General features: G+C 68.9%; 6 protein-coding genes and 1 tRNA gene. 3 read left to right on the top strand and 4 right to left on the bottom strand.

All coding sequences use genetic code 11. The features are described 5' to 3' along the window. Positions 1–2121: arsenical pump-driving ATPase (gene arsA / locus ACI38Z_RS00605; RefSeq protein WP_439788255.1), on the top strand; the 2121-nt coding region annotated here is incomplete at its 5' end. A 47-nt stretch (positions 2122–2168) separates the two neighbouring features. After that, a complete protein-coding gene (locus ACI38Z_RS00610) occupies positions 2169–2522 on the top strand; it encodes an ArsR/SmtB family transcription factor (RefSeq protein ID WP_439788256.1) in 354 nt (117 codons plus the stop codon). A 237-nt stretch (positions 2523–2759) separates the two neighbouring features. Here ACI38Z_RS00610 and ACI38Z_RS00615 read toward each other — a convergent pair. From ACI38Z_RS00615 to ACI38Z_RS00625, 3 genes are all read right to left on the bottom strand, one after another. Continuing rightward, positions 2760–2836 (bottom strand) — tRNA-Pro (locus tag ACI38Z_RS00615). A 14-nt stretch (positions 2837–2850) separates the two neighbouring features. After that, a complete protein-coding gene (locus tag ACI38Z_RS00620; protein WP_439788257.1) occupies positions 2851–3819 on the bottom strand; it encodes a 4-(cytidine 5'-diphospho)-2-C-methyl-D-erythritol kinase in 969 nt (322 codons plus the stop codon). Positions 3820–3876: 57 nt separating this feature from the next. Further along, positions 3877–4179 carry a Veg family protein gene (locus ACI38Z_RS00625; RefSeq protein WP_439788258.1) on the bottom strand — a complete coding sequence of 101 codons (303 nt, stop codon included), beginning with the start codon at positions 4177–4179 and terminating at the stop codon, positions 3877–3879. A 124-nt stretch (positions 4180–4303) separates the two neighbouring features. On the opposite strand from ACI38Z_RS00625, the gene ACI38Z_RS00630 reads away from it, so the two are divergent. Further along, positions 4304–5392 (top strand): M24 family metallopeptidase, encoded by a 1089-nt coding sequence (locus ACI38Z_RS00630; RefSeq protein ID WP_439788259.1) that lies wholly within the window; start codon positions 4304–4306, stop codon positions 5390–5392. Between the two features lie 131 nt (positions 5393–5523). Here ACI38Z_RS00630 and rdgB read toward each other — a convergent pair whose 3' ends face one another. After that, positions 5524–6156, bottom strand: coding sequence for an RdgB/HAM1 family non-canonical purine NTP pyrophosphatase (gene rdgB, locus ACI38Z_RS00635; RefSeq protein ID WP_439788260.1), 633 nt, complete (start codon positions 6154–6156; stop codon positions 5524–5526). Positions 6157–6291: the final 135 nt, after the last annotated feature.

Genomic DNA, 6291 nt, shown 5'->3' on the forward strand with positions numbered 1-6291 from the left:
CTCTTCCTCACGGGAAAGGGCGGCGTGGGCAAGACCAGCGTGTCGTGCGCGGTGGCGTGCGCCCTTGCGGACGCGGGCCGGCGCGTGCTGCTTGTTACGACGGACCCGGCGTCGAACCTGGGCGACGTGTTTGGGCAGCCAATCGGCATGGAGCCCACGCCCATCCCCGCGTGCCCGGGACTCGAGGCGGAGGAGGTGGACCCGGTTCGGCTGGCGGCCCGCTACCGCGATGGTGTGGTCGCGCCGTACCGCGGCGTGCTGCCAGATGACGCCATCGCCAACATAGAGGAGCAGCTCAGCGGCTCGTGCACCGTCGAGATCGCCGCGTTCGACCGGTTTGCCTCGCTCCTCTCGTCCGCAAAGATAGCCCAAACGTACGACAACGTGATCTTTGACACGGCGCCCACGGGCCACACGCTCAGGATGCTGGAGCTGCCCAGCGCGTGGACGTCGTACCTCAACCAGAACACGACCGGGACCTCCTGCCTGGGCCAGCTTGCGGGCCTGGGCCAGCGGCGCGACGCGTATCGGCGCGCGATGGAGGTGCTGCGCGACGCCAATTCCACCGCGCTCGTGCTGGTATCGCGCCCGCAGAGGCTCGCGCTGGCCGAGGCCGTCCGTGCGGCCGCCGAGCTTTCCGGCGTGGGCATACGGCCGCGACTGCTGGTGCTGAACGGCATGCTGGGCAAGCCCGGCGACGGCGTTGCGCGCCAGATGCTCCGCGCGCAGCAAGAGGCGCTCGCCGCGATGCCGCGCGAGCTTGCGGGCGTGCCGCGCCGCACCGTGCCGCTTCGCGCGAGCGACGTAACGGGTGTGGGGCGCCTGCGCGCGCTGCTGGGCGCGCCCGACGACGCTCGCGAGGCGCCCGTGGACGCGGCGGGCGCGGGCTCAACGGCCGCGGGTTCGACAACCGCGGGCGAGAAGAACCACGCTCCCGACCTGCCGGGCCTTGACGCCCTGGTAGACGACCTGTCCCATCGCGACGTGCACGTGGTCATGACCATGGGCAAGGGTGGCGTGGGCAAGACCACCGTGGCCGTGCGCGTTGCCCAGGCACTTCGCGCGCGGGGGCGGCGCGTGCGCCTTACCACGACGGACCCCGCGGATCACCTGGGGCAGTTCGACCTTACCGGCCTGGCAGTCTCGCACATAGACCAGGCGGCGGAGCTTGCCTCGTACCAGGAGGAGGTGCTACAGAAGGCCCGCAGGACCATGGCCGAGGCGGACGTGCGCTACGTGGAGGAGGACCTTCGCTCCCCCTGCACGCAGGAGATCGCGACGTTCCGCGCGTTTGCCAACATCGTGGCGCGCGCACGCGACGAGGTCGTCGTGATCGACACCGCCCCCACCGGCCACACGCTGCTGCTTCTTGACAGCGCCCAGAGCTACGGCCGCCAGATAGAGCACACCGGCGGCGACGTCCCCGCAAGCGTGCGCGACCTCCTGCCGCGCCTGTGCGACCCGCGCCAGACCGAGGTCGTGATCGTGACGCTGCCCGAGAGCACACCCGTGCGCGAGGCGGAGCGCCTGTCCGCCGACCTCGACCGCGCGCGCATTCCGCACGGCTGGTGGGTCGTGAACCGGTGCCTCTGCATGTCCGGCACCACGGACCCCACGCTCTCTGCCCGCGCGCAGGCCGAGGCACGCTGGATGGACCACGTGCGCGCCGCATCCGCGGACAGGGTGGCCGCCATCGCGTGGCAGGCGCCGGACGCCGCGCGCACGCCGGACGCGCCCACTGTCGCCTTCGTGTGCACGCACAACGCGTGCCGCAGCCAGATGGCAGAGGCGCTCGCGAGGCAGCTGCTGCCCCGTGGCACACAGATCTTCTCGGCGGGAACGGACCCCGCCGACCACGTGGACGAGGGCGCCCTTGCGGAGCTCGCGCGCCGCGGCATCGGCGCGGACGGACTGCGCCCCAAGCCAATTTCCCAGTTACCGCGCGTGGACTGGCTTGTTACCATGGGATGCGGGGTCTCGTGCCCCAGCCTGCCGTGCGCGCACCGCGAGGACTGGGGCCTGGACGACCCCATGGGCGGCTCGCCCGACGCCTACCGCGCGTGCGCGGACGCCATCGCGCAACGCCTGCGCCAGCTGGGCGAGAAGATCGCGCGCGCCTAGGCCGCCGCACCGCGCGGGACGCAACGGAGGTTTCGATGGGAAGACAAATGACAGACGACCAGCTGAAGGCAGTGTTCAAGGCGCTTTCGGACGCGCGGCGCCTCGCGATCGTGCGCATGCTCGAGCGCGACGGCGAGGTGTGCGCGTGCGACCTGCTGGACGGCCTGGGCATTAGCCAGCCCACGCTGTCGCACCACATGAAGGTGCTGTGCGACAGCGGCCTCGTGCGGTGCCGCAAGGACAGCCGCTGGTGCCACTACTCCGTGGACGCCGAGGTCGCACGCAAGGTATCTGCAACCTTTGGTCAGCTTGCGGACGCCGCCGGCGGCGCAAACGGCGCCTCCGTCGGCACCGAAGGCTGCACGTGCGCGCGCGAGGGGTCGTGCGGCTGCGGTGACTAGGCTGCCGCAGTCAGCAGTTATCTTGCATTTTTCTGGCACCAGCGAACTGTACCAACTTGCACTTTTCTTGCGCGGGCAATTTTCGTGTACTCCAAGTACACGATTTTGCGAAATTTCGTGTATCTCAAGTACACGATTTCCCATTTTTCTGCCCAAGCCGACGGATGGCAGACGGGTCGGCGCGCCGTGTGACACAAAAACGGCCAGAGACGAAAGCCTCTGGCCGTTTGACATTCGTGGTCGGGTTGACTGGATTTGAACCAGCGACCTCTCGGTCCCGAACCGAGCGCTCTACCAAGCTGAGCCACAACCCGTTAGCGTTGTTACTCTAACAGAAATGCGCGCGTTTTCCAACCGTAAATGTTGCGCAAGACCACCATTCCTTCTCATCTTGCGCCGCCGCGGCCGCGCGGGCGGCGGCCAGGCGGGTCTCGCAGATGCCGAACACGCAGCTGCCCGAGCCCGTGACCTGCGCCGCAAGCACGCCGCGGCGCCGCTCGAGCCACGCGAGCACGTCCGCGCACTCCGGCACGATCCGCAGGGCCGCGGGCTCGAGGTTGTTGTGGAGCGCGGCCGCCACGGCCATGGCGTCGCCGTCGCGCAGGGCGGCGAGCATCGGCTCCGGCGAGGCGGGCAGGCTCGGCCTGGCGTCGAACTCGCGGTACGCCGCCGCGGTCGAGACGCCGGCTCGCGGACGCACCAGCACCACGGGCACGCCCGCGAGCTCGGGGAACGACTCGCGCGGCACGTCGCCGGCGCCCACGAGGTACGTGGGCCGCGGGTCGAGGAAGAACGGGACGTCCGCCCCGATGGAGCGCGCAATCGCGGAGAGCCGTTCTTCTCCCCCGCTTATGCCGCAGAGCCTTGCGAGGGCGAGAAGGACGGACGCGGCGTCGCTGGAGGAGCCTCCCAGGCCGCTCTGCGGCGGGACGCGCTTGGTCACCTCGACCAGCACGGGCGCAGCCACATGGAAGGCTTCGCGGAAGCGGGCCGCCGCCTGCCACGCCGTGTTGTGCTGCGGGTCCACGCCCACGTCCTCGCTCATGCGGAGCAGCACACCACCCGGCGCCTGCGCGGCCTCGGCAGCCTCCTGCGAGCCGGGCGCGCACAGCGCCACGCACACGCGGTCGCCCACCGCGAGGGCGATCATGACGGAATCCGCCCGGTGGTAGCCGCGCTCGTCGCGGCCGGGGTGGATGCCCAGGTGGAGGTTCACCTTGACGGGCGCGTCGAGCGTGAGCTCGGCGGATGCGGCCGTGCCGGCGGCTTGGCCGGCGCCGTGCGATGCCTGCGACATGGGACCTCCCCATCGAATGGTGGCCCGGCCGGACCGGCCAGGCCACGCGCGAACGGACTACTGCAGCTGCTGGTCCTCGAAGCCAAAGTCCAGAATGCGCTCGCCCGTGTCGGGGTCGTAGATCTCGACCGCGGACGTGAGCACGTCCACGTACTGGTAGGACTGGCGCGCCTTGCGGCCGCGGCGCTCCTCGACCTCGACCACAAACAGCGTGGGATACACGCCCACGAGCGTGCCCACGCGCTCGACAACGCGCGAGCGGCCCATGTTGGCGCGCACGCGAAGGCGCTTTCCCTTGAGGGCCGTGAGTTCTTCTCGGATTTGGTCTACCCTATTGACGGGCGGAACCTCGACTTCCATCTGTACCTCCAAACGCAGCGTTTGGCAGTTGGCTGTTGACTGCCGCGCTACCTTGTGCAATGCAATACTCCAGTATATGGCATAAAGCGAACGTCCACGTAAAACACGGCATTTAGGAGCGAAAATGAGCACGAACAGGATCGAAAGGGTGCTTGGCAACCTCGAAAGGCAGGGGCTCGACCAGATGCTGGTGTGCGACCCCATGTCCATCTGGTACCTGACGGGCTACTACACGGAGCCGTACGAGCGCTTCCTGGCGCTGCTGATTGCGCGCGAGGGCGACGGCGCCCGCACCGTGATGTTCTGCAACAGGCTGTTCCCGGACGCCACGGGCGCCGCGCAGAAGCTCGTGACATTTGACGACACGCAGGACCCCGTGCCCCTGGTGGCGGCCGAGCTCGACCCCTCCAAGCGCCTGGGCGTGGACAAGAAGCTCGTGGCAAACTGGCTGCTCCCGCTGATGGACGCGCACGCGGCCGCCGGCTTCGAGCTTGCCTCCGCCGCCGTGGACGGCGCGCGCTCCATCAAGGATGCCGAGGAGCAGCGCCTGATGCGCCAGGCCAGCCACACCAACGACGAGGCCATGAACTGGCTCGCGGCGCAGGTGCGCGAGGGCGTGACGGAGCACGAGATCGCGGCGGGCCTGCTGGGCGAGTACCGCCGCCTGGGCGCGCAGGGCCACAGCTTTGCCCCGATCGTGAGCTTTGGTGCCAACGCGGCCGACCCGCACCACGAGCCGGACGGCACCGTGTTCCACAAGGGCGACATGGTCCTGTTTGACGTGGGCTGCAAGCAGGACTCCTACTGCTCCGACATGACGCGCACGTTCTTTACGGCCGAGCCCACGGCGCACCAGCTCGAGGTGTACGAGACGGTCCGCCACGCCAACGAGGCCGCCGAGGCCATCGTGCGCCCGGGCGTCACGTTTGCCCAGATCGACCTGACGGCGCGCCACATCATCGAGGACGCCGGCTACGGCGAGTACTTCACGCACCGCCTGGGCCACCAGATCGGCCTGGAGGACCACGAGCCGGGCGACGTATCCGCCACGCACGACGAGCCCGTGCAGGTGGGCCAGTGCTTTAGCATCGAGCCAGGCATCTACATCCCCGGCGACATCGGCGTGAGGATCGAGGACCTGGTCATCGTGACCGAGGACGGCTGCGAGGTGCTCAACCACTACAGCCACGAGGCCACGGTGCTGGAGGTCTAGCAGCGCGCGACGCGGCCGGGCGAGAAGGACGCGCCGCCGCGCCTGCGGCAGACAACCGACAGAAAGAGGGCCGGGCGGTCGCCACGAGTGGGCGGCCGCCCGGCCCTGTGTTGCTGGTGCGCGGGCCGCGGCTAGAGCTTGAGCGCGAGGTCCTGCAGGGCGTGAAAGCGATGGCTGATCGCGTTCTTCTCCCCTGGCGTGAGCTCCGCCATGGTCTTGCCCGGCGTGTCGTTGGGAAGGAAGAGCGGGTCGTAGCCAAAGCCGCCGTCGCCGCGCGGCTCAAAGCCCACGTAGCCCTCGCAGTCGCCGTCGCCGCGATAGACGCCCTCGCCGTCCTCGTCGCGCTCCACCATCACCACGCTGGAGTGGAAGCGCGCGGTGCGCTTCTCCTGCGGCACGTCCGCCATCAGGCGCATGAGCTTCTGGTTGTTTGCGGCGTCGTTGCCGTGCTCCCCCGCCCAGCGTGCCGAGAAGATCCCCGGCGCGCCGTCGAGGGCGTCCACGCAGAGACCGGAGTCATCCGCGACCGCCATGGCGAGGCCCGTCTCGTCCAGCGCGGCCGCGGCCTTGATGTAGGCGTTGTCATAAAACGTCTTGCCGTCCTCCACCGGGTCCGGGTAGTTGCCCAGTTCGCCCAGCGCCACAAAGCGCACGCCGGGCAGGCTCTTGCTCAGGATCGCCTCGATCTCCGTCACCTTGTGGGGGTTGCCCGTCGCGACCACGACGGTCTTCGCGGGGTCGAGCGCGCTGATGTCGATTGCCATGTTCTTCTCCTCTAAATGCCCTGCTAGATGGCCTGGCGGCTTTCTCATTTAACACATTAGGTTAATTGCATTTAACACAATGGGACTGCGGTGGGAATCTTGGACCAAATCCATCCTACGCTGCTAGCAGACCCA

Source organism: Parafannyhessea sp. (genome assembly GCF_051876455.1).
In the GTDB taxonomy this organism is placed as follows: domain Bacteria; phylum Actinomycetota; class Coriobacteriia; order Coriobacteriales; family Atopobiaceae; genus Parafannyhessea.